Annotated in this window: 22 protein-coding genes; 6 read left to right on the top strand and 16 right to left on the bottom strand. The window is 37.1% G+C overall.

From position 1 onward, the window contains the following. Positions 1 to 223 precede the first annotated feature (223 nt). Positions 224 to 385, top strand: a complete 162-nt coding sequence (locus tag EDD72_RS12475) for a hypothetical protein (RefSeq protein WP_165894955.1) — start codon at positions 224 to 226, stop codon at positions 383 to 385. Here the strand turns inward: EDD72_RS12475 and EDD72_RS03505 are convergent. The 6 genes from EDD72_RS03505 to EDD72_RS03525 all read right to left on the bottom strand — a co-directional run bounded on the left by EDD72_RS03505 (position 378) and on the right by EDD72_RS03525 (position 5,656). Further along, the gene (locus EDD72_RS03505) at positions 378 to 1,379 is read right to left on the bottom strand and encodes a phosphotransferase (protein WP_132767303.1); all 1,002 of its coding nucleotides are present in this window, start codon (positions 1,377 to 1,379) and stop codon (positions 378 to 380) included. The two genes, EDD72_RS12475 and EDD72_RS03505, sit on opposite strands and share 8 nt — an antisense overlap. Before the next feature lie 48 nt (positions 1,380 to 1,427). Beyond that, positions 1,428 to 2,408, bottom strand: coding sequence for a protein kinase family protein (locus EDD72_RS03510; RefSeq protein WP_132767306.1), 981 nt, complete (start codon positions 2,406 to 2,408; stop codon positions 1,428 to 1,430). Positions 2,409 to 2,426: 18 nt separating this feature from the next. Continuing rightward, positions 2,427 to 3,833 (bottom strand): LysM peptidoglycan-binding domain-containing protein, encoded by a 1,407-nt coding sequence (locus EDD72_RS03515; protein ID WP_165894956.1) that lies wholly within the window; start codon positions 3,831 to 3,833, stop codon positions 2,427 to 2,429. Positions 3,834 to 3,946: 113 nt separating this feature from the next. After that, entirely contained in the window at positions 3,947 to 4,453 is a 507-nt protein-coding gene (locus EDD72_RS03520; protein WP_132767310.1) for a ferritin, read from the bottom strand. Positions 4,454 to 4,548: 95 nt separating this feature from the next. After that, a complete protein-coding gene (locus EDD72_RS12930; RefSeq protein WP_279388081.1) occupies positions 4,549 to 4,680 on the bottom strand; it encodes a hypothetical protein in 132 nt (43 codons plus the stop codon). Between the two features lie 70 nt (positions 4,681 to 4,750). Beyond that, positions 4,751 to 5,656: a LysR family transcriptional regulator gene (locus tag EDD72_RS03525; protein ID WP_132767313.1), complete on the bottom strand. Its 906-nt coding sequence runs from the start codon at positions 5,654 to 5,656 to the stop codon at positions 4,751 to 4,753. 247 nt (positions 5,657 to 5,903) lie between these two features. Here EDD72_RS03525 and EDD72_RS03530 point away from each other — a divergent pair, with 247 nt between their 5' ends. Both EDD72_RS03530 and EDD72_RS03535 read left to right on the top strand, forming a co-directional pair. After that, a complete protein-coding gene (locus tag EDD72_RS03530) occupies positions 5,904 to 6,326 on the top strand; it encodes a universal stress protein (protein WP_132767315.1) in 423 nt (140 codons plus the stop codon). 25 nt (positions 6,327 to 6,351) lie between these two features. After that, positions 6,352 to 7,386 (top strand): YeiH family protein, encoded by a 1,035-nt coding sequence (locus tag EDD72_RS03535; RefSeq protein ID WP_132767317.1) that lies wholly within the window; start codon positions 6,352 to 6,354, stop codon positions 7,384 to 7,386. A gap of 71 nt (positions 7,387 to 7,457) precedes the next feature. On the opposite strand, the gene uptA is transcribed toward EDD72_RS03535, so the two are convergent. The 9 genes from uptA to hemA all read right to left on the bottom strand — a co-directional run bounded on the left by uptA (position 7,458) and on the right by hemA (position 16,920). Next, on the bottom strand, positions 7,458 to 8,045 hold the full coding sequence (gene uptA, locus EDD72_RS03540) for an undecaprenyl phosphate transporter UptA (protein WP_132767319.1): 588 nt from the start codon (positions 8,043 to 8,045) through the stop codon (positions 7,458 to 7,460). A gap of 148 nt (positions 8,046 to 8,193) precedes the next feature. Beyond that, positions 8,194 to 9,486 carry a glutamate-1-semialdehyde 2,1-aminomutase gene (hemL, locus tag EDD72_RS03545; protein WP_207893635.1) on the bottom strand — a complete coding sequence of 431 codons (1,293 nt, stop codon included), beginning with the start codon at positions 9,484 to 9,486 and terminating at the stop codon, positions 8,194 to 8,196. Between the two features lie 5 nt (positions 9,487 to 9,491). Next, a complete protein-coding gene (gene ahbA / locus EDD72_RS03550; RefSeq protein ID WP_132767321.1) occupies positions 9,492 to 10,544 on the bottom strand; it encodes a siroheme decarboxylase subunit alpha in 1,053 nt (350 codons plus the stop codon). A gap of 1 nt (position 10,545) precedes the next feature. Continuing rightward, entirely contained in the window at positions 10,546 to 11,526 is a 981-nt protein-coding gene (gene hemB, locus EDD72_RS03555) for a porphobilinogen synthase (protein ID WP_132767323.1), read from the bottom strand. Between the two features lie 105 nt (positions 11,527 to 11,631). Then, positions 11,632 to 13,140 (bottom strand): uroporphyrinogen-III C-methyltransferase, encoded by a 1,509-nt coding sequence (gene cobA / locus EDD72_RS03560; RefSeq protein WP_132767326.1) that lies wholly within the window; start codon positions 13,138 to 13,140, stop codon positions 11,632 to 11,634. Between the two features lie 5 nt (positions 13,141 to 13,145). Then, the gene (gene hemC / locus EDD72_RS03565) at positions 13,146 to 14,069 is read right to left on the bottom strand and encodes a hydroxymethylbilane synthase (protein WP_132767328.1); all 924 of its coding nucleotides are present in this window, start codon (positions 14,067 to 14,069) and stop codon (positions 13,146 to 13,148) included. 2 nt (positions 14,070 to 14,071) lie between these two features. Further along, entirely contained in the window at positions 14,072 to 14,716 is a 645-nt protein-coding gene (locus EDD72_RS03570; RefSeq protein WP_132767329.1) for a precorrin-2 dehydrogenase/sirohydrochlorin ferrochelatase family protein, read from the bottom strand. Between the two features lie 9 nt (positions 14,717 to 14,725). Continuing rightward, positions 14,726 to 15,544 carry a cytochrome c biogenesis protein CcsA gene (ccsA, locus tag EDD72_RS03575; protein WP_132767332.1) on the bottom strand — a complete coding sequence of 273 codons (819 nt, stop codon included), beginning with the start codon at positions 15,542 to 15,544 and terminating at the stop codon, positions 14,726 to 14,728. Positions 15,545 to 15,558: 14 nt separating this feature from the next. Beyond that, positions 15,559 to 16,920 carry a glutamyl-tRNA reductase gene (gene hemA / locus EDD72_RS03580; protein WP_132767334.1) on the bottom strand — a complete coding sequence of 454 codons (1,362 nt, stop codon included), beginning with the start codon at positions 16,918 to 16,920 and terminating at the stop codon, positions 15,559 to 15,561. A 161-nt stretch (positions 16,921 to 17,081) separates the two neighbouring features. Between hemA and EDD72_RS03585 the strand changes: the two genes are divergently transcribed. Beyond that, complete coding sequence (locus tag EDD72_RS03585; protein WP_243643766.1) at positions 17,082 to 18,086, top strand: ABC transporter substrate-binding protein; 1,005 nt, start codon at positions 17,082 to 17,084, stop codon at positions 18,084 to 18,086. Between the two features lie 165 nt (positions 18,087 to 18,251). On the opposite strand, the gene EDD72_RS03590 is transcribed toward EDD72_RS03585, so the two are convergent. Next, complete coding sequence (locus tag EDD72_RS03590) at positions 18,252 to 20,021, bottom strand: M3 family oligoendopeptidase (RefSeq protein ID WP_132767338.1); 1,770 nt, start codon at positions 20,019 to 20,021, stop codon at positions 18,252 to 18,254. Between the two features lie 169 nt (positions 20,022 to 20,190). On the opposite strand from EDD72_RS03590, the gene EDD72_RS03595 reads away from it, so the two are divergent. Both EDD72_RS03595 and EDD72_RS03600 read left to right on the top strand, forming a co-directional pair. Further along, positions 20,191 to 20,961 carry an ABC transporter ATP-binding protein gene (locus EDD72_RS03595; RefSeq protein WP_132767340.1) on the top strand — a complete coding sequence of 257 codons (771 nt, stop codon included), beginning with the start codon at positions 20,191 to 20,193 and terminating at the stop codon, positions 20,959 to 20,961. After that, positions 20,948 to 21,775 carry an ABC transporter permease gene (locus EDD72_RS03600; protein ID WP_243643767.1) on the top strand — a complete coding sequence of 276 codons (828 nt, stop codon included), beginning with the start codon at positions 20,948 to 20,950 and terminating at the stop codon, positions 21,773 to 21,775. Before EDD72_RS03595 ends, EDD72_RS03600 begins: the two co-directional genes overlap by 14 nt. Positions 21,776 to 21,889 lie beyond the last annotated feature (114 nt).

The raw sequence follows: 21,889 nt of genomic DNA on the forward strand, positions 1-21,889 counted from the left end.
TGCTTACGCTTAGTGTCCTCCTCATCCAGACAACAGAAATTCCGTTATCTGGATGAAGAGGTTATTTTTTCTCCCACAATAATTTTACTCATACTAAGGTAACAAGGTATCATCTTTCAAAAACGAACGTTGAAGATCGATTTGCTTCTTATGGGCAAGAACGAAATGAAAAATTAGATCATAACATATGGATAGAAGTACCGATATACTAGGAGTGAGAACCATGGATAAATACAAAAAATTTCGGGAAGCATTTCGCGTGATTTTATTTCCTTTAATTATTCTTCAGTTTTTACGAACGATGTTTTTTCCTACACCAGTTGACGTCTTTATTTTGTTTTTGTTTTTTGTGATCTATGTCAGTATCATGATGAACATTATTTGAGATTTTGATCGATAAACCAGAGTAATTCCCGCATCTGATTCCAACGAACTTGTAGCTTCTTTAAATAAGTTTCTTCTGACCAATGCTTTTCTTTGTCTTCATACCCTTTTATTAAAGAAAACATTCGTTCAGGAAAAAGAAGAAAAATGGATAATAATCTTTTTTCTGCTTCGTTTAAGGGCATTATTTTTTGATAGGCTTCTAACCATTCCATCGCCAAGATCCGATTTCCCTTATTTAAAATATAATGACGGATAAATTGAGCGATATCCCGAACTGGTGTGTCAAATGATACTTCATGAAAATCTAGAACAACGATTTTTCTTTGGTGAAGGATAAGATTCCGATGATGAAAATTACCATGACAAATTGTTTTTCTTTGATTCACAATCGAATGATATTCAATGACCCATTGTTCTAACTGTTCAATTGCTTCTTCTCCCCAGTCCTTTAAAAAAGGAATATAGGTAGATACCACATGTTCAAATGTCGATAGCCCTGTTTTCCGACGTAATTGTTTTTGGTATTTTTTTAACCAGATCATTCTCTGTTTCCAAGTATGAAGAATCTGAATTTCATTCATACTTGGGTAATTAGAGAGTTTTGGCGAGAAGTCTAGTCCCAATTTATGCATTTTGGCCATAACCTTAGTTGCTGCTAAAAAGTGGGGATGGTAATTCAATTTCAGATGTTCCCCCTCAACCCATTTCCTTACATAAACAAGCCCATCCCCAACAGGTACATATAGATCGCCAAATTTATTTCGGATCAACTGATTCACGAAAAATTGTTGATCATCGTAATATCTCAATACTTCTGACATACGATCCAATTGTTCAGGTTTCATATTTGTTTTTTTCATAGCAAATTCTCCAAGTTGTGTGGTCAATTTGATCGTTGAATGGTAGATTTCAGCTTGTTGAATCTCAAAATCGTATTCTCGAAATACATGGGGATGGATCCCTATCTTTTCTAGGCCACGAACTTGAAACATCGTAAGGCCTCCTTTGAACCATTCGTGGTTATGAGCCGACACCTAGTGCTAGAGCTGAAAATAACGATAGAGTGAACGATAAAGACGCTCATGATGTTTTTGTAAGTCAATCAATTGAAAATATTGTTGTTCATTCGCAAAGCGTGTTTGTGAAAATCTACTTAAATATCGGATGTATAAGAATTTCCAAAGATGATGGGGAAATGTAATGTAGGTTAAAATCCACAGTTTCTCTTCTTTTTCTAAAGGGATGAATTCTTGATAGGTATTCAAAAATTGAAATACAGGCTCCTCTTGATAATTTGCCTTCAAATATAAGTGGACAAGGAATTTCGCAACGTCATACGCTGGTATATCATAAACTGGAATCCCAAAATGGATGAGCCATGGCACATCAAACTGATCAATTCGGAACCATTTTAAGTCCAGATTTCCATGACACCATTGGGGTATTCTACCAGAGCGAAAATGATTTTTTTCGACTTTGTCTGCCATTAATATACTTTGTTTAATCTGTTCAATTTGAGAGTCAATGTGTGTCAATATTGCCTCATCGAAAGAATTTTTTTTACCTTTTGTTATAATCTTGTCCTTTATCTGGTGTAAATGTTGTAAACCATGGTCAAATTGCTTCGACCATGGTTCCCAGTCTTGATCAACACGAATTTTTGCTAAACCTATATGAAGTTTTGCGATTTGTTTACTGACCCTTTTCAGATCATCCTTATTGGTAACCTGAGGGATCCGACCATCGATCCAATCCGTAATGACCATATATTCATCACCATTAAGAATATATGGCTCACCTGATGTGGTACGAATAAACCGATCGATGGTCCGAAAACCGCTATAGGCTAATTGTTCACGAAGGTGAAAGGCGCTAGAAAGTGTTTCATTATCATTCCATACCTTTACCAATTTAATCCCCCGATTGGTATATAGTTTATAGCTACCTTGGTAGTGATCCCATTTCTCGATGTTTAAATCGTAATTTTCTTTGATCCGATCATGTAGAAGATATTGGGTCATCGAGCTAACTTCCTTTCTTTACCTTCCAATCGGGAGATAAAGGATTTGTCCTTCATGAATCTCTTGGATAGATAAATGATTCTTCTCTACTATCGTTTGTACCTTGATTTGATATTTTTCAGCGATACTTTGTAAGGTATCATTCTTCTGAACAAAATAGAGTTTCATTGTTGTCCGTGATTCTTCGTTACCTTGCAATAAACTGTATAATAGACTTTTACTCCTTTGCTTTGTTTGTTCTTCTTCTCTTTCTTTCACTTGTGTTTCTTCTATTCGTTCAGTTTCCCCTTCTTGAACTGGTTTTTCACGAATGACCTCTTCGACAATTTTTACAGATTCTTCAATTGGTTCTTTCTTTTCGTTACTGTTAAAAGCTACATCCGTAGGACTTTCATCTATTTCCATACTTAAAGGCTGCTCAATCGTATTTTCTGAGTTATCTTCACTCATACTTTCTTGTTTTTCCTTTTTAATTAATGAATACAAAGGATTCGAACCAATAAACTCATTTTGTTTTGGAGCATTTTCTTTCTTCTTAAACCCAATTTTCATCTTTGGAGCTAGTTGTTCTGAACTATCCTTTGATTCTTCTATAAGTGATTGATTCTGATCAACAGGTTCTAAATTCGTTTCTTTCAGAGCAACGATTTCTTCTGTCTCTAGTTCTTCCATCGTATCTATTGCTTCTTGTTGCTCTTCTTTTGCTTCTACTTGTTCCACTTCTTTTTGTTGACCTTCTTTGGCTTCTACTTGTTCAACATCTTCCTCCTTCTTCTCATTGTCTTTCATTTGTTTAACTTCTTCTACATCCCCTTGTTCTGATGCTGTTTCCGCCATATTTTGCATTGTCGACTGCTCATTTTTCTCAGGATCATTCGATATATTGGCTGAACCTTCTTGGTAAGCTTGCTCATTTGAAGAGGAGTCAGAAGAAGATTCTTCAACCATTAACCCTTCGGCGTTAAGAGACAAATCGACGGGTGTGTCTTGTTGTTTGTAGGGATGAACACCTAATAATTTCACATGAGCAATTAATTCCATCTCATTGTCTGATAGAATCTCATAATCAAAAAAATCAATATCGATAAATATTTCTGAAGGTTCTTTAACGCGATCTGCTTGGATTTGAATAGAAATCGGAATTTGATACTGAAAATTCAATGGTTCATCCGTCTGGTCAAAAATTGACCCCGAATGGACTCCATCCGATTGTTCATATTGTTCTTCCCATTCATCATCAACTTCATCTTTTACGAATTCACCGTTCAATACTAAATAACCTGAGATTTCTATGTTATGTTCCGATTCATAAACTTTAACAATCGGTTGTAACTCTAAACTGGCTAATTGGTAAAAACTATTATTCTCTTTTAATTGACTCACTTTCTCACGTATTTCAAATTTCATAAATGGCTGTTCCGACAACATGATCACCCCTTGCATAGGTTTCCTCGAATAAAATATATGACCATGCTGTCTAGAATAGAACTTTTTTAAAAAAATTGACCCCGTTATGGGGCCTATTTTTGATTATTCCATTATTCGGTAGGTGGTGTAAAAACTCGCTTAGCTAACTCTGCATCGAGTTGGTAAAGGGCATTTATATCTGTACCAATTCGTTCCAGCTTTTTTATGATTGTTTTAAATGTTGCTTCTTCCTCTACTTGTTCATCAATGAACCATTTTAGGAAGCTGATTGTCGCATGCTCTTTTTCTTCCATTGCTAAGTCTGAAAGTTTATAGATACGGTTAGTTACTTCTTGTTCGTGTTCATATGCTTTTTGGAATACATCAAGTATCGACTCATAATCGTTTTGCGGAGTTTCGATTCCTTGAATTCTTACTCGACCATCACGATCATTGATGAAACGGAAGAATTTCATCGCATGGAAATTCTCTTCTTGGGCTTGTACCTCAAAAAAATGAGCAAATCCATCAAAATCTTCTGAATAACAATAAGCTGCCATTGCTAAATACAAATTTTCTGAGTAAAATTCAAATTTCACTTGTTCATTTAATTCGTGTAATAAATTATCACTAATCAAAAGAATTCCCTCCTTCATTTCTTTACATCTATAATATCATCACATTCATGGTAATGTAAAACATACTACAATCGCACTGAATTTCTACATATTTTTTACATGTTCAATTTCCTCATCAGAAAGAATCTCATAATAAAATATTCAATGTCCACAAATACTTGTGATGGTTCGGTCACCCGATTGGCTTGAATAATGGCTGTTCCGCCAACATGATCACCCCTTGGCATAGGTTTCCTCGAATAAAATATTGTCTAAAATAGAACCTTTACCATCATGAATTTTTCTCTTAACAAAGTTTTATCTCTCTAAGAAATTTTGTTGATTTGCAAGATAGTGATGAAGTGTATCGATAAACGTCTTTAACGCCTTTATTTGATAGGGAGTATTTGTAATCATTGAAAAATCGCGCTTAAATGGTAATCCTTTTACATTAATAATTTCAATCGAATGGTTCGTTAACTCCTTTTCAATCGCCCATCGCGATAATAAAGTGATTCCAAGACCTGCCTCAACAGATTCTTTTATAAGTTGAGTACTACCAAATTCTCTCAATCTTTTCGGATTCAATTTATGCATTCGAAAAAAATTTTCTGTAGCTTCTCTGGTTCCTGATCCAATTTCTCTTAAAATCCAAGTTTCTTTATCTAAATCAGAAATACAAATTTCTTTTTGCATTTTAAATAATGGATGTTTTGGAGAAGCGACGATAAACATCTCATCTTCTAAGATCACTTCACTTGTTAAGTGCTCATTCTTTAAATTCCCTTCAATAAATCCAACATCCAATTGATGATCCAACACAAGTTCTATAATTTCTTTCGTATTATGTATCTGAATTGAAGGAGTAATTTCTGGATAATTTTGTTGTAATTGCGCAATAATGTGCGGTAGAATATATTCCCCAAATGTATAGCTAGCCCCAATTATAATGGAACCAGTCGCCTTATTGATTAAATCATCAACTGAATTCTGCATTTTTACGTAAAGCCCTAGGATCTCTTTTGCATAATGAAAAACAATTTCTCCTGCTTTATTTAAACGAACATATTTATTGCTCCGCTCTAATAATCGGGTACCCATTGATTCCTCTAATGCTCGAATATATTGACTTACTGCTGGTTGGGTCATATGGAGTTCTTCTGCAGCTCTAGAAAAATTTTTTTTCTCAGCAACCATTACAAACACCTCTAAATATTGTTTCATTGATAAACCCTCCCCTAGACAGAACTACTACTCGTATTATAACAATAACTGTTCATTGTTTACTTCGATTTTATATCTAACACACATACATAAGTTTTTACTTATCATCATCATTACAATGATTTATTTAATTTATGTGAAGATTTGCTTTATACTTACTACTGAATTGAAGCAAATGATTATAGTTTATGTTTAATGAATACTTCTCACATGAACTTACAAAATTTGATCATGGAGGTTGATTATAATGAATAAGATTCTTTTTGCAACAGATGGCTCTGAGTATTCTGAACATGCTGCGAAAATGACAAAAGAATTTTTAGAGGCTTGGCCTAAAGCAACAGCCATTGTACTATACGTTACTGTTAAAGAAAATTACGCATATGACCTCGTACCAAATGTTGTAGACAGATATGAAGAAACCATCACAAGACAAATTGAAAACGACGTGAAGAATCGGTTATTTTCTTCTTTGAAAGACCGGATACAATTTATGCATCGAACAGGCCATGCAAGTATAACGATTTGCAATGTTGCTGAAGAAGAGCAAGTTGATCTCATTATTGTTGGAAGTCATGGGAGAGGATTCATTGATCGCGCATTTTTAGGTAGCGTAGCACAAGGTGTGATGCACCGATCTTCAATTCCTGTATTAATCGTTAAAAAGTAAAAATTCAAATTAAAGAGGAGATATCATGGAAAATCAAAATGCAAAGATTGTTAAAAAACCTTTAGTTAATTCTAATTCTAAAGGATTATGGTTAGCAGGTATTGCCTTTACTTTTGTAATCGCTGCTTTTGGATTTGCACTCTCAACGATACCAGGATTTAGTCGAATAGGTCCGCTTGCTAGTGCAATCATTATTGCAGTAATCTATCGTCAGTTTTTCGGCTATCCAGAAGCAATTCGGTCAGGCATCCAATTTTCAGCAAAACGTTTATTACGGTTCGCAATTATTTTATATGGATTAAAATTAAATATTGATGTCGTCATTCATCAAGGTTTAGGACTTATCGTTCGCGATTTGTTTGTCATTACTTTTGCTATTTTAGTTACTGTATGGTTAGGAAAGCTTCTGAAAGCTGATTCTTCTATCTCTTTACTTCTAGGTGTCGGCACAGGGGTATGTGGAGCAGCCGCCATTGCCGCAGTCTCTCCAATCTTAAAGGCAAAAGATGACGATACAGCAATCTCTGTAGGTATTATTGCATTAGTAGGAACTGTCTTTTCGATCACTTATACGATTCTAAGGCCTATTCTTCCTTTATCTAACATTCAATATGGCATATGGAGTGGAATTAGTCTTCACGAGATTGCTCATGTAGCGTTAGCTGGAGCACCAGCAGGCCAAGATGCTTTAGCAATCGCTTTATTAGCAAAACTAGGTAGGGTTCTATTACTTGTACCCTTAAGTTTTATTTTAATGTATTGGATGAATCGAAAAAATGCCGCAGTTTCTGGAACTACAAAAATTGAGTTTCCTTGGTTTTTAATTGGCTTTATTCTCATGAGTTTATTTGGAAGCTATGTTCTAGGGAAGTATATTACGATTTCAAAAAGTACTTTAAATGACATTTCCAATTTTACGTCTTTTATCTTAACAACCGCAATGGTGGGTCTTGGCTTAAACGTTAGTCTTCGTGACCTGCGCACAAAAGCATTAAAACCTTTAATTGCAATGTTAATATCATCTATCCTCCTTTCCATTCTTGCTTTTTTTATTGCGTAAAATGACTTATATAATACAAAGGAGTCCTTGATCTAGCAATAAGATCAAGGACTTTTTTGGTGTTTATTTTTTTACCTTTTTTTCCTCATGTTAAATAGAAAATACAGAAGAATAAGAACGACTGCTGCGATGGCTAGCGGTGTGGTATACTTACTAGCAACGTCTCCAATCTGATCCCAACGATTCCCAAGTTGAATCCCCAACATAATAAAGAGGATCGACCAGGGAATAATTGCCAATGTGGTATATATGATGAACTTCCATACCGACATTTTCGCAATCCCTGCTGGAATCGAGATGGCGTGTCGAACCACAGGAATAAAGCGAGCCGTAAAGATGACACCTACACCATATTTGTTAAACCAGTTTTCGGCCACATCAAGGTGATGTTTCTTTATCAATAAGTACTTCCCGTATTTGTCCAACACAGGACGACCGCCATAATAGCCTAACCAATACAAGAATAATTGAGAGAAAACCCCGCCAATTGTTCCAGCAATCACAGATCCGACGATGGTGATCTCCCCTTTTGAAACCAAATAGCCTCCATAGGCTAATACGATCTCACTAGGAATCACCTCAACCATTAAACCTAGCATAATCCCAAAATACCCTAAATCCATAACCCAAGATAATATTGTTGATACTAAATTCGCCATTATCTTCCATCTCTCCAATATCTTTTAATATAAGAACTATAACTGCAAACAAAAAGGCATGTCAAGCAGACATGTCTTTTTGAAATTGTATTCCTGTTAAAGGACGGAAGTAAATTGAAAAAAGTTCTTTCAGTAAAAAGAACGATGATTATCTTTTTAACGCCTTAAAGGCCTCATATTGAATTTCTAACGTTTTAGCAATATCTTCATCCGTATGAACCGTTGACATAAAAACTCCCTCAAATTGGGATGGTGGAATATGAATGCCATGATCAAGCATATAGCCATGATATTGCTTGAAATACTCAAGATTGGATGTCTTTGCCGTCTCATAGTTGTATACTTCTTCTCCTGTAAAGAAGAAACCAATCATGGCTCCTACACGGTTAATATGATGAGGGATCTCCAATTCTTTCGCATTTTTATCCATGCCTTCTGCTAATAAGCGTGATTTGCGCTCTAATTCCTCATAAACTCCTGGCTCTTTTAATAATTGAATCGTTGCAATGCCTGCCGCCATCGCCACAGGATTGCCTGATAAGGTTCCTGCTTGGTATATTTTACCTACAGGAGCAATTTGTTCCATGATTTCACGTTTTCCACCATAAGCTCCAACTGGTAGACCGCCGCCAATGATCTTCCCTAATGTCGTTAAATCTGGAGTAACGTCATATAATCCTTGAGCACTATTTGGTCCTACACGGAAGCCAGTCATTACCTCATCAAAAATTAATAAAGCACCATATTGTTCCGTAATATTTCGAAGACCTTGTAAGAATCCTGGTTTTGGTGGAACAACTCCCATGTTACCAGCAACGGGTTCAACGATAATCGCGGCAATGTCTTGTCCGAATTTTTCAAATGCAATTCTTACTCCTTCTAAATCGTTATAGGGGACCGTAATCGTTTGTGCGGCTGTTCCTTCTGGAACACCAGGGCTATCTGGTAGTCCGAGCGTCGCAACTCCTGATCCTGCTTTAATTAATAAACTATCACTATGTCCATGATAACTTCCTTCAAATTTAAGGATCTTGCTTCTTCCTGTATATCCTCTTGCTAGGCGAATTGCACTCATCGTTGCCTCTGTACCAGAATTGACCATTCGAACCATTTCAACAGAAGGCACTAATTCAATAATGAGCTTGGCCATTTCCGTTTCCAATTCCGTGGGTGTACCAAAGCTTGTTCCCTTTGCTAAGACTTCTTGGACAAAGGAAATGACCTTAGGATGAGCATGTCCAACAATAAGGGGACCCCATGAAGCCACATAATCGATATATTCATTACCATCGATATCGTAGACCTTTGAACCTCTTCCATGATCCATATAAACAGGATTGCGTGAAACAGAACGAAAAGCACGAACTGGACTATTCACACCGCCAGGCATTAACTCTTTGGCAATTGCATATTGTTCGATTGAATTTCGATATCGTTCCATCATTCTTACTCCTTTATCTGATATTGACGAATAACATTTTCTTCCCATTCTTCCATTTCTTTTGTAAAATATTGCACTCTTGTCTTTTTGTATTCCTTTGTCGAATATAGAACCGCACGCTCTGTAATTCCTGTTTCTTTTGCCATCATCTCAAGAATTTCTTCCACTTCTTGTTCACTTCGTCCATGAACCATCGTAAAGATGTTATATGGCCAATCTGGATAAGTTGGACGAAGATAACAATGGCTTACTGCTTGGTAAGCAGCCATTTTATACCCTATTTCTTCTTGAATTTCTTCAGGAACGTTCCATACGCCCATACCATTCGCGGTAAATCCTGCTTTTCGATGGTGTAAGACGGCAGCAAACCGTCGCATTTGCCCTTTTTCTTTAAAAACCTTCGCTTGATCCAGTAACTCTTGTACCGTAACTCCTGCTTCTTCAGCTAATGAATCAAAAGGACGAGGAATAATTTCTAAATCTTTTTGTAAAACACGAATCATTTGAATCTCTTTCTCGGTTAATGGTTGGATTTCTTTTCTTTTTTTCTCACTATAAATTGGTGCTTCGGTTTTGCTTTTTGTTTCTTTCCCTGTCATATCTAGCTGAACGCCGATTTTAAATAGTTTTAAGGTTGGTAAGACCCGAATGGATTCTACTTCAGCCATCTGACCAAGTATCTCTATCGTCTTTTCCAAACCTAATTTGCTATTTGGAGGAATTGCAATGGTAAACCAAAGATTAAATTCATGATTCCGTTTATAATTATGAGAAACTCCTGGGTGTTGATTGATGATTTGCGCAGCTTGATCTAATCGTTCTTGGGTTACTTTCGCAGCCACAAGACTAGATTGATAGCCAAGACTCCTTGTATCAAAGATGGCAGAAATTTGCCGAATCACTGTTCCTTTTAATGCTAGTAAACGTTCGATCACTTCTTTTTCAGAAATTCCTAATTTCTCTCCCATTGCAAGGAAAGGTTGTTCTACTAAAGGGAAATCTTTTTGGATGAGATTCAATAATTCTTGGTTGATGGTATCAATTGGTTGCACACTCATGTTAATTCCTCCCTTGTAACCACTTGGCCACATCCTTGGCGAAGTAGGTAATAATCATATCCGCTCCTGCTCGTTTCATTCCTGTTAACATTTCTAGGACAATCTTTTGTTCATCAATCCAACCGTTTTGCGCTGCAGCTTTGATCATGGCATATTCGCCGCTTACATTATAGGCAACCACTGGAAGGTTAAATTGCTCTCTTACTCGCTGAATAATATCCATATAAGCCATTGCAGGTTTTACGATTAATAAATCTGCACCTTCAGCAACATCGGATTCAGCCTCACGAAGCGCTTCTCTAGCATTTGCAGGATCCATTTGATAGGTTTTGCGGTCACCAAATTGTGGGGTGGAATGGGCCGCATCTCGAAATGGACCGTAGAAAGCAGATGCATATTTGACGGCATAGGACATAATCGGTACGTCAGTAAATCCCGCTTGATCAAGACCATAGCGAATTGCTGCCACAAATCCATCCATCATGTTCGAAGGGGCAATGATATCCGCTCCTGCTCTCGCTTGAGAAACTGCCGTTCTTGCCAACAGGTCAAGTGATGGATCGTTTAGAATCTTGCCCTCATGAACCAGACCACAATGTCCATGATCGGTAAATTCACAAAGACAGGTATCCGCAATTACAATTAGTTCTGGAGCCAACTTCTTGATGAGACGAATCGCTTCTTGGACGATACCATGATCATCATAAGCTCCGCTTCCTACTTCATCTTTGCTTTCAGGAATTCCAAAAAGAATCACAGCTTGAATATTGAGATCAACGACTTCTTTGATTTCTTTTTCTAGTTCATCTAAGGATAGTTGGAATACCCCAGGCATAGAGGGTACTTCATTTCGAACTTTTTCTCCATAAGTAACAAATATAGGATAGATGAAATCATAAGGATGAAGTTGGGTTTCACGTACTAAGTTACGAATTGCTGCATTTTGGCGTAATCGACGATGTCGTTTAAATTGTAGTTCCATATTGCTACTCCTTTCATGAGAAATGTTATTGCAACGCGTCTGTGTTCTCCGTGCACTCCGTAAAGTCGTCGCTTTTGCAAATCACGAACCCCTTTGATAGAGTACTCATTCAGAAATTGCTTTTACCAGTCCTGGTATGGTATATTCATCGGCCGTAACCGTTACATTCAAGCCAAGAGATGTAGCTGTATCAGTCGTAATAGGTCCAATACTCGCTAAAGTAACACCCTCAAGCAACTCTTGTAGTGGCTCCTCCTTAAAGGCTTCTACAAAGTTGCGAACCGTTGATGAACTGGTAAATGTAATGATATCGATCTTCTTCTCTTTTAATAGTTCCAGAATCTCATCTTTATTTTCCGCATCGATCACCGTCTCATAAGCATCGATTTCTACTACTTCTAAGCCTTTTTCTCTTAATTGTTCAGGTAGAATCTTTCTTGCAATGTCTGCTCGAGGTAGTAAAACTTTTTGAGCTGGCTGTAATTGGTCTTTGATCGAATCAAGCAACCCCTCCGCTCGGAATTCTTGGGGAAGTACATCGACAATAAGGCCTTTTTCTTCTAATAGTTGAGCGGTTTTGGGGCCAATGGCTGCAATCCGAGCCTTTGTCATTTTCCGAATATCCACTCTCATCTCTTTTAGCTTATCAAAAAAGGATTGAACACCATTAACACTGGTAAAAATCACCCAATCAAATTGTTCTAACTGTTGAATCGCTTGGTTATATCCTGAAGAATCTTTTGGTGGGACGATTTTAATCACAGGGAATTCTACAGGTTCCCCTCCCAATTCTTGAATCAATGAAGATAATTCACTTGCCTGACTTCTCGCCCTTGTAACAAGGATTCGTTTGCCAAATAAAGGCTTTTTCTCAAACCATTGTAGTTTTTCTCGCAGTGTAACGACTTCGCCAATAATGATGATCGCAGGAGAAGTTAATTTTGCTTCTTCTACTCTTTGAACGATATCTTTTAACGTACCAACAACGGTTTTCTGTTCAACACGTGTTCCATAACGAATCAAGGCAATAGGTGTATTTTCATCTCTTCCATGTTCAATCAGTTTCTTTTGAATAAGCGGGAGATTGGCAACTCCCATCAAGAAGATTAACGTACCTGTTGCGGTAGATAGTTTCGCCCAATCAATATTGGATTCGTTCTTAGTCGGATCTTCATGACCTGTAACAATGGCAAGAGATGAAGTGAAATGACGATGTGTGACAGGAATACCGGCATAAGCAGGAACGGCAATTGCTGAAGTAATCCCTGGGACGATTTCAAATGGGATATCATGTTCAGCTAAGCTTTCAGCTTCTTCCCCTACACGTCCAAAAATAGTAGGATCTCCACCTTTTAGACGAGTCACAATATGACCCGCAAGCGCTTTGTCCACTAATAATTGATTGATTTCTTCCTGCTGCAATGTATGGTGATCCGGTCGCTTCCCTACATAAATTTTTTCCGCACCTTTTTTGACGTATTTTAACAGGGAGGGATGGGCAAGACGGTCGTAAACGATCACATCTGCTTGTTCAATTGCTTCTATTCCCCGAAGCGTAATCAACTTAGGATCACCAGGACCAGCCCCAACTAAAAACACTTTTCCAGTCCTCATTCATTTCATTCTCCTTTCACTTGAGCTAAAATTTGATCAGCTCCCATTTCTAATAAATGCTCTGCCACTCTTATTCCTAAAGCGATCGCCTCGTCCTTTGTTCCGTTATCTTGATATTTCAACACCGTTTCTCCATCTACTGAAGCAACTAGACCAACTAGGTAAATCTTGTCATCCTTCCATTTTGCATATGCTCCTATTGGAATCTGACACCCGCCTTGTAACCGATGAAGAAACGCTCTTTCCGCAGATACCAGAGTTCTCGTTGACGGATGGTCAATTTTCGCTAACATTTGCAGAATGTTGCCGTCATCTTCTCTTGCTTGAATCCCTAATGCACCCTGACCGACTGCAGGGATCGAAATCATCGGATCAAGATACTGTGTGATTCGCTCATTCCACCCCATCCGATGAAGGCCAGCTGCTGCTAAAATGATGGCATCTAATCCTTCTGACTCTAGTTTGATAAGTCTCGTATTGATATTTCCCCGAATCGATTCGATCTTAAGGTCATTCCGATAAGCAAGAATCTGAGCCGCTCGTCGCAAACTACTGGTTCCTACTTTAGCCCCCTTTGGTAAGGTGTCAATAGTGTAATTATGCCGCGAAATGAGACAATCTCTTGGATCTTCACGCTTCGGAACTGCTGCCAATGTCAACCCCTTTGGCATCTGTGCTGGCATATCTTTCATACTATGTACTGCAAAATCGATTTCACTATCCAATAACGCTTGTTCGATTTCTTTGACAAATAAGCCTTTTCCCCCCACTTTTGAGAGGGTGACATCAAGAATTTTATCTCCTTTTGTAACAATCTCTTTAATCTCAAATTGAACATCGGGATAAAAGGTTTTCAATTGCTGGATCACCCATTCGGTTTGAACGAGTGCCAATTGGCTTCTCCTTGAACCAACGATGATTTTTTTCATTTTCAAACATTCCTTTTCTGAATAATCTCTTGCTTGATTTCATCCATTACCCGCTCTTTTCCACCCTTTTTTATCCGGGTCAATATCTCATCTTCTAACATTTTCGCAAAATAGTATTGCCGAGTTCTAGCATTTAAATTTTGTTGTAAAATCCACTCTCTCATTTCGGCTAAAAAAAGAGTATAGGTTTCATATTCTTCTCCAAATGTGTCCTCAATTTCTTGACGGATTTTTTTTGCTAAACCTGGACTAGCTCCGTTTGTTGAGATTGAGATCTGTAAATATCCTCTTGTTACAGTTGATGGAACGATAAACGTACATAAATCAGGAGCATCCACAACGTTCACCAATTGGTACTGATGATTGACTTCCTGATAAATCAGTTGATTCATTTCTGCTTGATCCGTCGCGATAATGACCAAGAAATACCCTTCTAAATCTCCTCTTTTATATTCCCTTTCTTTCCAAATGATTTGTTGTTGGTCTACCCATTGTCGGATTTGTTCTGTAATGGAGGGGCTGATCACCGTCAAATGGGCTCCAACTTGAAGCAATCGTCCAATTTTCCTTTCAGCAACCTTTCCTCCACCAATGACAATACAGGGACGGTTTTTCATCTGAACAAACATCGAGTAATACGCTTTCATTAGTTCCTCCTACAACCAATGGTGAAAAGATTCGAAATAGTAGGAAATTAAAAAGTTAATTAATACCATCACAAAACTGAGTAAATTCCACTGGGATAATTGTTTACTGATCCAATTTCCCTTTTGCCTTTGTATTAAAAATACAAGATACATGATGAATACGATGATCGAGATTATCACTTTAAGATCGTAGAAAAATTTCAAGTGAAAAAAAGAAGTGGCCCAGATCGAACCAAACAACAATCCCATAAACAATAATAAAGTACCAAAGAGATTGGCTAAAAATATATTCTTCTCTAATCGCTGCAGACTTGGCATCTTTTTCGTTAACAAATTCCATTTCTTCTGTTTCAACAATCGATCATACATGAGAAAGAAGATTGAAAATAAAGCTGAGAGTGAAAAAACTCCATAGCTAGTTAACGTTAAACCAATATGCAAAAATAAAAATCGAGATAAAAAGTGTTCATCAATCGTAGGTGAAGTTTCCCCGACTGATTCTGCAAGTAGCAATAAGATCAACCCGATAAATAAAACGAATAGAATTAGAATCTCAAAAACATCCACTTGAAAAAATTGCTGAATGAAGATAGCAAGAATAATCATAATGAAAGAATAAAAATAAAGAACTTCAAAGATGGTTAATAAAGGAAAATAACCTTTTTCTATGAAATTGATGAGAAAAATCAATAGATGAAGCAAGCCTCCAAAGAGCAGACTTATTTTAGCCCATTTTTTCAGCTTGAATGATGTAATGAACTGATTCGTCATTCGTATTCCAAAACTAGATGAATAGATAAGCAAAAGAAAAAGAATCCATCCATTCATATTTATCACAAAACCTACTTAAATAAAGATGTTTTCAGTTCAAATCTTCGCTCGGATTGGTAAATCTCTTTATTTTTTCTATGCTCGTATTGTACTGATTCCCTTAGTTCTCCCTCTTCGATCCCAAAAATCTTCCTGAAATACTCCATCATTAATTCTGCGTCAGGTTTGATTGCATTTTCTTTCAAATTGAGAATTGGCTCTTTTAACATCTGATTCACAATACTTTTGGTATGTTTGCGAATAATGGTTAAATCCCGCTCAGATAGATGAGAAAGTTTATTCTCAAGGGATTTCATTGTTTCTTCTTGGATTTTCTCACTCTTCTCCCGCAATTTGGAAATTAATGGAATAACACCAAGCGTATTCACCCATTGGTAGAATTGATCAACTTCAACAGTAATTTTCACTTGAACCTCACCAGCAATCCGTTGTCTTTCACGAATGTTCCCATCTACAATTTCTTGTAGGTCATCAATATTAAATAAATATACATTCTCACAATCCTGAATAGCTGGATCGAGATCCCGTGGAACAGCAATATCAATCATAAATAGCGGTCTGTTTCCTCTTTTTTTCATTACGTCAGCAACTTGTGCACGTGATAGAATCAATGAATCAGCTCCTGTCGAACTGATCACAATATCTGCTTTTAATAAAGCGTGGGATAAATCTTCCATCGAATAAGCTTTTCCACGAAAGGTCAAAGCTAGTTCTTCTGCCTTCTCTATCGTTCGATTGGCAACCATCACGTTTTGAACACCTTGGGAATGAAGGTGAATAGCGGTTAATTCACTCATTTCCCCTGCCCCAATAATCAATACTGATTTATCTTCAAAGTGTTCAAATACCTTCTTTGTTAATTCAACCGCAGCATAACTGATCGATACAGCATTTTGGCCAATTCCCGTTTCAGTATGAACTCTTTTTCCAAACGTAATTGCCTGTTTAAATAAACGATTAAATAAAGTGCCTGTTGTCTTATATGTTTGTGCTATAAAAAATGCTTCCCGAACCTGCCCTAAAATCTGAGTTTCCCCGACGATCATCGAATCTAAGCCTGCAATCACATGAAAAAGATGTTCAGTTGCTTCCCTATCTTGCTTCACATATAAGTGATGAGCGAATTCCTCTTTTGGAAGATGAAACCATTCAGAAAAAAATCTCTTAATAAAATGTTCTCCGGTATGCAACTGATCAACCACAGCATAAATTTCCGTTCGATTACAGGTGCTGATGATCACGGCTTCTAAGATACTTTTCATTTGCTTTAGTCGTGTTAATGCATCTGGTAGTTCTTGTTCTTGAAAGGTAAATTTTTCGCGAATCTCTATAGGGGTTGTTCGATAATTTAACCCAACGACCATCACATACATTTCTTATTCCCACCCATAGTTCCAGTTTAAATACGTATCCATTTCAATTTAACTTCATTATAACATTGAAAGTTCATTTCCACACATTTTTTTGAACCGATTCTGATACTCTTTCATATGATATTGGTGATAGAAATAGGCAAATGCGGAGGTGTTTGATCTTGACAAAAGCTTTAAAGATAAGTTTCATCATTCTAATCTTTACAACATTTACCTTTTTCGCAGGATGCTCTGATTCAGCCACACCCAAAACTCAAGAGAAAATTCGTTTAGCAGAAGTGACTCATTCCATCTTCTATACCCCATTATATGTAGCAATTGAGAAAGGATTCTTTAAAGAACAAGGATTAGAAGTCGAACTATTTAATGCCAATGGTGGGGATAAAACAATGACAGCACTTGTCAGTGGCAGTGCAGACATCATTTTGGTCGGAACGGAAACGACCATCTATGTATATAGCCAAAATCCGAAAGACCCTGCCATTAACTTTGCTCAATTAACGCAAACAGATGGATCGTTCCTCGTGTCAAGAAAACCCATTGATTTCTTTAAATGGGATATGTTAAAAGGAAAAGTCCTCCTTGGTCAAAGAAAAGGCGGAATGCCGGAAATGGTTAGTGAGTATGTGCAAGTGAAACAGGGAATTCGCCCAAAAGTGGATAACACTATTATTCAAAATGTGGACTTTGCTAACTTAGGTACAGCATTTGTCTCTGGTACCGGTGACTTTGTCCAATTATTCGAGCCGGTTGCTTCCAAAATTGAAGCAGAAGGAAAAGGCTATGTGGTCGCTTCTTTTGGAAAAGATAGTGGAAAATTGCCTTATACCGTATTTATTACTCGCCAAAGCATGATTAACCAAAGTCCCGAGAAAGTACAAAAATTCACCAATGCCATATATAAAGCACAACAATGGGTCGAAAATCACACGATTGAGGAAATCGCAGACGTAATCCAACCCCAATTCCAAGACTTGGATCGCAAAATTATGTTGCGAGTCCTTGATCGTTATCGTTCTCAAGGTTCATGGGCAACTGATCCAATTATTGATGAGGCTGAATACCATAACCTTGAAAGAGTAATGGAAAATGCCGGCGAATTGAAGTCGAAAGCCCCTTATGAAAAAATCGTAAATACTGATTTTGCAAGAAAAGCAATGAGATAAGAAAAAATCATATTTCTTAGAAAAACGGAGCATTCCGCTCCGTTTTTCTCATTATGTGGTTTGTGATTGCAACGCGTCTCCGTTCTCCGTACCTTTTTCTAATTAAAGTAATCGGTGAAAAAGGTACTCCGCAAAGTCGTCGCTTTTGTAACTCACAAACCACCTTTATGTTAAATTCACAAACGTCTCAATATCTTGCTCAATCAATTTGAGTGAATTACGCCAAAAATCAACCTGTGTCACATCAATCCCCATGGTTTTGGTGACATCAGCAATCTTCATTTTTCCTGTCACCGACAGAAGTTGATCGTACTCTTTGACAAATTCTTTTCCCCGTTTTAGATACTCTGCATATAACCCTTTAGCAAATAATAAGCCAAAGGCATAGGGAAAGTTATAAAAATTATAATCGGCAAAATAATAGTGAGGCTTACATACCCACATGTATGGATGTAAGTATTGATGATCTAACCCATTGCCATATGCTTCTTTTTGCGCATTGAGCATCACTTCTTTTAGTTCATCCACCGATAATGAGCCTTCTTCCCTTCGTTTAAAGACTTCACTTTCAAAGAGAAAACGGCTATAGATATCGACGATGACCTGACCCGCATCGGAAATATCGTTTTCTAAAATGAATAAGGCTTCCTCTTCTTCAGCCTGTTGTAAAGCTGCATTCTTAACGATCGTCTCACAAAAGATGGATGCTGTCTCTGCAAGGGGCATGGGATAATCGCTATTTAAAATCGATTCTTCTGCTAGACAAGCCCCGTGATAAGCATGACCCAATTCATGGGCTAAAGTGGTGACATCGCTAAAACTACCTGTAAAGTTCGATAAGATACGGCTTTCTTTAATTTCATGTAAATTGGAACAAAAAGCTCCACCGCGTTTTCCTTCTCTCGGTTCTGCATCAATCCACTGATGTGTAAACGCATGCTCGGCAAAATCGGCTAGACGGTCACTAAATTGGCGGAAATGAGTCACGATGAAATCCCTTGCCTCTTCATAGGTATACTTTTTGTCAACTTTACCGATTGGTGCAAATAAGTCGTAAAAGGGTAGACCATTTTGATGCCCTAATATTTCGGCTTTTTTGCGATAGAATCGATGGAAAGATGGTAGACTTTCGCGAATGGCGGTAAGCATTGCGTCTAAAATTTTCTGATCCATTCTAGAATCGATTAAGGTTTTTTCTAATGGTGATGTATAACCTCTCATTTTACTTTCAGTAATCACTTCACCTTTAATTCCGTTAAGACTTGCCGCTGAAGATTCTTCAATCTTTCTATAAGCTTTAAGTTCTGTTTCATAAGCTGTTTTTCGAACGGTAGGGTTCGCATCATAAGCCATATTTCTGACAACAGGCAAAGGGAGTTGTTTGTCTTCACCATCAATCGTAATGTCAACGAGTAAAGTAGAAGTTAATAATTCCTGCAATTTCGACCAAGCACTAGATCCCGTATTTTTCATTTTTGCAAGAACCACTTCTTCTTTATCACTTAGAAGATAGCGGCTTTTCTCCACTAACTCTTGGAGATAAAAACGATGTTCCTCAAGGGTTGGTGAGGTTGAGATCAATTTTTCTAAGTTAGGGATTTGGGAAAGCCACTTTTGGAATTTGACATTAGGTTCCTTTAATTCTGTCCCTAATTCTTCTAATTGTTCCAGAGTTTTTAAAGCCTTTTCATTTTTTGCTTCTACACTTAAGGTTAACTCAGCGAAATGGTAGAGGCGACTGTATTGGTTTAAAAAAGATATTTGCATTTGTAGATAGTCTTCTATCTTTTTCACGGCATTCTCTAAAGAATCCAACTCAATCTCGGCCCATTTCTTTATGTTCTCAATTTCCTGAACCGTAGCTTCAAAATCTCTTTTTAATTTTTCGGAATCTATGGATGAATATAACGCATCTAAATTCCATCTCATCTCCATGGTCTATTTCTCCTTTGCAAAAAGTTTCTAAAGATATTTTAGCAATTATGATTTGATCCGCTATTATAAGCATTTCCACTATATTCAAGAAAATCCTTCCTAATGATTACATTTCCTCATGAACCCAACTCCTGCCTAGTGAATAGGATAATACGAGGGAGTGATGAGGATGAATAACATCTCCATTACATTAGATAAGGTTAGCAAAAACTACCATACAAAATCAGAAGAAATCATCGCAGTAAAAGATATCACTTTTACGGTAAATAAAGGTGAGTTTGTCAGCTTAGTTGGACCAAGCGGATGTGGGAAAAGTACGATTTTATCCATGATCGCAGGATTATTCCCTCCGTCTGAAGGAAAAATTATGATCGATGAACAAATTGTAGAAGGTCCTTCGCGAAAAATCGGCTATATGCTACAACAAGATTACCTATTAAAATGGAGAACGATTGAAGACAATATCTTTTTAGGTCTTGAAATTCAAGGACGTTTAAATGCAATTACCAAAAAAAATGCTCTATATCTATTAGATGAAATGGGATTATCTGAATATGCAAAAACCTATCCGAATCAACTTTCAGGAGGAATGAGACAGCGTGTTGCACTAGTAAGAACACTAGCAACCAATCCAGATATTCTTTTGCTTGATGAACCTTTTTCTGCCCTTGACTATCAAACGAAACTAAAATTAGAAGACCTTGTTGCAAAAACCATTAAAAAGCATCAAAAAACTGCGATTTTGGTTACTCATGACCTTGGTGAAGCGATTGCCATGTCTGATCGAGTGATTATTCTTGGGAAAAACCCCGGCTATATCAAAAAAATCATTGAAATCCCAGAGTCCCTAAGAAATACAACGCCATTCTTAACGAGAGAAAAACCCGAATTTCAAACCTATTTTGAGATGATTTGGGAGGAGATGGATGACCATGATTAAACGCTTTTTAAGCCAGGGTGCCAAGTCAGAAGATCATGCACAATATCTTATCCAAATTCGCAAGAATCAAATCTATGTAAAAATTACACAAATCATTTTATTAATTTTTTTAATCGGAATATGGGAAGTATCTGTTCGTTTTGGCCTTCTCGATGAATTCATATTTAGTCGTCCGAGCAAAATTTGGAGTCTTTTCCTGCAAATGCTTGCTACTGGAGAACTACAACATCATATTTATGTGACATTGCTTGAAACAGTTATTGGTTTTATTTTAGGCACCGTTCTTGGGACACTCATAGCCACCTTGATATGGATCTCCCCTTTTATGGCTAAAGTCTTGGATCCTTATTTGGTAGTTTTAAATGGAATGCCAAAAGTCGCTCTTGGTCCTATTTTTATTGTTTCTTTTGGGGCTGGATACGTATCGATTATTGCAATGGCATTAGCGATATCGATTATCATTACTACGATTGTCGTATATACAAGTTTTAAAGAAGTAGACCCTAATTACTTAAAACTGGCGCAAACATTTGGTGCGAAAAAATATCAAATTTTTTTCAAAATTATATTGCCTGCATCGTTTCCTACGATCGTTTCTACGTTAAAGGTTAATGTTGGCTTATCTTGGGTTGGTGTGATCGTTGGTGAATTTCTTGTTTCCAAAGCAGGATTAGGTTATTTGATCATTTATGGATTTCAAGTGTTTAATCTTGCATTAGTCATGATGAGTCTGTTAATTATTAGTATTGCAGCGACACTCATGTACCAAATCGTTGCTTATATTGAAAAGAAAATCCTATCGATCCATGAATAGTTTACTATTGTTACTTCTACATAAGGCTACCATCTGGTGGCCTTCATTTTTTGTAAAGTAAAATTTTTCTATAAGAAGGCAGGATTATATCCAATTAAACTAGAATTATTATAA

Source organism: Tepidibacillus fermentans (assembly GCF_004342885.1).
GTDB lineage: Bacteria > Bacillota > Bacilli > Tepidibacillales > Tepidibacillaceae > Tepidibacillus > Tepidibacillus fermentans.

Excerpts from the sequence above, each read along its gene's own strand:
- EDD72_RS12475 (WP_165894955.1), top strand. The coding sequence starts at position 224 with ATGGATAAATACAAAAAATTTCGGGAAGCATTTCGCGTGATTTTATTT.
- EDD72_RS03505 (WP_132767303.1), bottom strand. The coding sequence starts at position 1,379 with ATGTTTCAAGTTCGTGGCCTAGAAAAGATAGGGATCCATCCCCATGTA.
- EDD72_RS03510 (WP_132767306.1), bottom strand. The coding sequence starts at position 2,408 with ATGACCCAATATCTTCTACATGATCGGATCAAAGAAAATTACGATTTA.
- EDD72_RS12930 (WP_279388081.1), bottom strand. The coding sequence starts at position 4,680 with ATGCCAAGGGGTGATCATGTTGGCGGAACAGCCATTATTCAAGCCAAT.
- EDD72_RS03525 (WP_132767313.1), bottom strand. The coding sequence starts at position 5,656 with ATGAAACAATATTTAGAGGTGTTTGTAATGGTTGCTGAGAAAAAAAAT.
- EDD72_RS03530 (WP_132767315.1), top strand. The coding sequence starts at position 5,904 with ATGAATAAGATTCTTTTTGCAACAGATGGCTCTGAGTATTCTGAACAT.
- EDD72_RS03535 (WP_132767317.1), top strand. The coding sequence starts at position 6,352 with ATGGAAAATCAAAATGCAAAGATTGTTAAAAAACCTTTAGTTAATTCT.
- uptA (WP_132767319.1), bottom strand. The coding sequence starts at position 8,045 with ATGGCGAATTTAGTATCAACAATATTATCTTGGGTTATGGATTTAGGG.
- hemL (WP_207893635.1), bottom strand. The coding sequence starts at position 9,486 with ATGGAACGATATCGAAATTCAATCGAACAATATGCAATTGCCAAAGAG.
- ahbA (WP_132767321.1), bottom strand. The coding sequence starts at position 10,544 with ATGAGTGTGCAACCAATTGATACCATCAACCAAGAATTATTGAATCTC.
- hemB (WP_132767323.1), bottom strand. The coding sequence starts at position 11,526 with ATGGAACTACAATTTAAACGACATCGTCGATTACGCCAAAATGCAGCA.
- cobA (WP_132767326.1), bottom strand. The coding sequence starts at position 13,140 with ATGAGGACTGGAAAAGTGTTTTTAGTTGGGGCTGGTCCTGGTGATCCT.
- hemC (WP_132767328.1), bottom strand. The coding sequence starts at position 14,069 with ATGAAAAAAATCATCGTTGGTTCAAGGAGAAGCCAATTGGCACTCGTT.
- EDD72_RS03570 (WP_132767329.1), bottom strand. The coding sequence starts at position 14,716 with ATGAAAGCGTATTACTCGATGTTTGTTCAGATGAAAAACCGTCCCTGT.
- ccsA (WP_132767332.1), bottom strand. The coding sequence starts at position 15,544 with ATGAATGGATGGATTCTTTTTCTTTTGCTTATCTATTCATCTAGTTTT.
- hemA (WP_132767334.1), bottom strand. The coding sequence starts at position 16,920 with ATGTATGTGATGGTCGTTGGGTTAAATTATCGAACAACCCCTATAGAG.
- EDD72_RS03590 (WP_132767338.1), bottom strand. The coding sequence starts at position 20,021 with ATGGAGATGAGATGGAATTTAGATGCGTTATATTCATCCATAGATTCC.
- EDD72_RS03595 (WP_132767340.1), top strand. The coding sequence starts at position 20,191 with ATGAATAACATCTCCATTACATTAGATAAGGTTAGCAAAAACTACCAT.
- EDD72_RS03600 (WP_243643767.1), top strand. The coding sequence starts at position 20,948 with ATGACCATGATTAAACGCTTTTTAAGCCAGGGTGCCAAGTCAGAAGAT.